Origin of the sequence: Flavobacterium sp. (genome assembly GCF_003525665.1) — a bacterium.
GTDB lineage: Bacteria > Bacteroidota > Bacteroidia > Flavobacteriales > Flavobacteriaceae > Flavobacterium.
Map to the genome: position 1 here is coordinate 560 of NZ_DQDX01000106.1, position 2,901 is coordinate 3,460.

The window sequence follows — 2,901 nt, forward strand, 5'->3', positions numbered from 1 at the left end:
CATTCCGTAGGAATCTCAAAAGTTATGAGTTGAGATTCCTACGGAATGACAAGAATGTGGATAAAAAATGCTATTAATTCGCGAAAATTCGTGAAATTTGTGGTTAAAATAATTCCATTATGAAAAAGCTATCCATCCTAATTCTAGTTTCATTTTTCACACTATCCTGCAATTGCAAAAAGAATGTTTCAGAAACTCCAACGCAAAACATCAATCGAGTTTGGATGTTAGTAGAATTTAAAGACTACAAAAAAGAGTATTTTGTTGAACAAAAAGCATTTCTAGACATGACAAATTCAGAAAGAGCAACTTCTAAAATGGGTTGTAACAATTTATCTTTTTCCTATTCGATTAAAGACGGAAAATCAATTCAATTTTCGCAAGGAATAGCAACAAGAATGTATTGCCAAGACAATATGAAATTGGAAACTGATTTTTTAGCATCAATTATAACAATGAACTCCTTTTCTATAAATGCACATAAGTTAACCTTAACTTCAAGTAAAGGAGAAAAAATGGTTTTTGTCGCACAAGATTGGGATTAAATTGATTTTTCACATTGAATTTGATTTTTGATATCATAATTGAAATTGAATTCGTAAATTTGTGCAACTTTTATAAAAACACACTAAAATAGATATCATGAGTTCATTTGACGTAGTCATTATAGGTTCAGGTCCAGGCGGATATGTTTCGGCAATTCGTTGTGCACAATTAGGTTTTAAAACCGCAATTATAGAAAAATATTCAACGCTTGGTGGAACTTGCCTTAATGTTGGTTGTATTCCATCAAAAGCAATGTTGGCATCATCACACCATTACGAAGAATTACAACATTTTGCAGACCACGGAATTGAAGTTTCGGGCGAAGTAAAAGTAAATCTTGAGAAAATGATTGCTCGTAAACAAGCAGTTGTTGACCAAACTTCTGGCGGTGTTAAATTTTTAATGGATAAAAATAAAGTAACCGTTTTTGAAGGATTAGGTTCATTTGAAGACGCAACTCACGTAAAAGTTACAAAAGCAGACGGAACTTCAGAAGTTATTGAAGGTAAAAATATCATCATTGCAACTGGTTCTAAACCATCAAATCTTCCTTTTATCAAATTAGATAAAGAAAGAATCATCACATCAACCGAAGCATTAAAATTACCAGAAGTTCCTAAACATTTAGTAATTATTGGTGGTGGCGTTATCGGAATTGAATTAGGACAAGTGTATTTAAGATTAGGAGCACAAGTTTCGGTTGTAGAATTCATGGACAGAATTATTCCAGGTATGGATGCAGGTTTGTCTAAAGAATTAACCAAAGTGTTGAAAAAACAAGGAATGAAATTCTACGTTTCGCATAAAGTAAAATCGGTAGAAAGAAATGGCGATGCTGTAACTGTTCAAGCTGAAAATGCAAAAGGTGAAATAATCACTTTAGAAGGAGATTATTCATTGGTTTCTGTTGGTCGTCGTCCTTATACTGATGGACTTTCGGCAGATAAAGCTGGTGTAAAAATCACTGATAGAGGAATGGTAGAGGTAAACGACCATTTACAAACTAATGTTCCAAATATTTATGCAATTGGTGATGTAGTTCGTGGAGCAATGTTAGCTCACAAAGCTGAAGAAGAAGGCGTAATGGTTGCCGAAATTTTGGCTGGTCAAAAACCACATATCGATTATAATTTAATTCCTGGAGTAGTTTACACTTGGCCAGAAGTTGCTGCTGTTGGTAAAACAGAAGAGCAATTAAAAGCCGATGGAGTAGAATACAAAGCAGGAAGTTTTCCTTTCAAGGCTTTAGGAAGAGCTCGTGCTGGTGGAGATTTAGATGGATTTGTAAAAATCCTAGCCGATGCTAAAACTGATGAAGTTCTTGGTGTTCACATGATTGGAGCTCGTTGTGCCGATTTAATTGCAGAAGCTGTTACAGCAATGGAATTTAGAGCATCTGCCGAAGATATTTCAAGAATGTCACACGCACATCCAACATTTGCAGAGGCAATAAAAGAAGCTGCATTGGCTGCGACAGATAATAGAGCGTTACACGTTTAAAATATATGTTTATAACTGAAAAATCCGTTCATTTGAACGGATTTTTTTATGAAATTATTTCTTCAAAAACTTCTTGTAGCCAATCCAACCCAAAAATACAATTAAGAAAATTGCCCAAAGTTGAATGATAAATGCAACAATACTTTCAAGCATAAACCAACCTGTTTTTAAGGAATCCCAAATTTGTAAACCCAAGTTTGGTCTGTAGTTATTGATGCTTTTTTCACTTGCGTATAATTCATGTTTTATAGATTCACGTTGGTATAAGTTAATAGTTAATGTGCTAAAATTTATTTGATCATTCAACGATAAATTTTCAATTGTTTTGTTATCTTTGGCTTCTTTTTTAGTGTCTAATGTTTCTTCGGCTGCCATAACTTGATTTAGTTTTTTGCCTTTAGAATCTATACTATTTGCGATTCTTTTTTCGGTTGATTCGCTTCTTTTTTGCGCCAATTTATTGGATAACATTTGCAAAGTAACATCATCTGCTTTTATCAATCGTGAGTCTAGAAAGTCAATTTCTTTAGCAATCGATTTTATTACGGTATCTAATTTTGTATTGGGAACTCGAATAGTAATGTTATTATCAACCGTGAATTTTGTAGTTTCTAGAATGCTGTCTTGACTTACACGAGTTTCTTCTTTATGATTGATGTGGCTTTCAAGATTGGTGTACGTTACAAATCCACCAAATTTATTGGTCACATTTTCAATGGTATAAGTCGATTTGGCTACGTTTTTTACTTTAAATTTTATATCGGCTGTTCTCACAAATTTCCGATTACTGTTCTTGGGTTGCACTGCTGCCGACGAAGAAATTACCGATGCGCTATCGGTTGCTGTTGCGTAATC

At 33.8% G+C, this 2,901-nt stretch carries 3 protein-coding genes; 2 read left to right on the plus strand and 1 reads right to left on the minus strand.

The window, feature by feature from the left end; genetic code table 11:
* Positions 1-119: 119 nt before the first annotated feature.
* Together DIU01_RS07625 and lpdA are read left to right on the plus strand one after the other, a co-directional pair.
* A complete protein-coding gene (locus DIU01_RS07625) occupies positions 120-545 on the plus strand; it encodes an META domain-containing protein (protein ID WP_290833127.1) in 426 nt (141 codons plus the stop codon).
* A 97-nt stretch (positions 546-642) separates the two neighbouring features.
* Complete coding sequence (gene lpdA, locus DIU01_RS07630) at positions 643-2,046, plus strand: dihydrolipoyl dehydrogenase (RefSeq protein WP_290833129.1); 1,404 nt, start codon at positions 643-645, stop codon at positions 2,044-2,046.
* 54 nt (positions 2,047-2,100) lie between these two features.
* Here lpdA and DIU01_RS07635 read toward each other — a convergent pair.
* On the minus strand, positions 2,101-2,901 hold an 801-nt coding region (locus tag DIU01_RS07635), incomplete at its 5' end, for a DUF4349 domain-containing protein (RefSeq protein WP_290833131.1).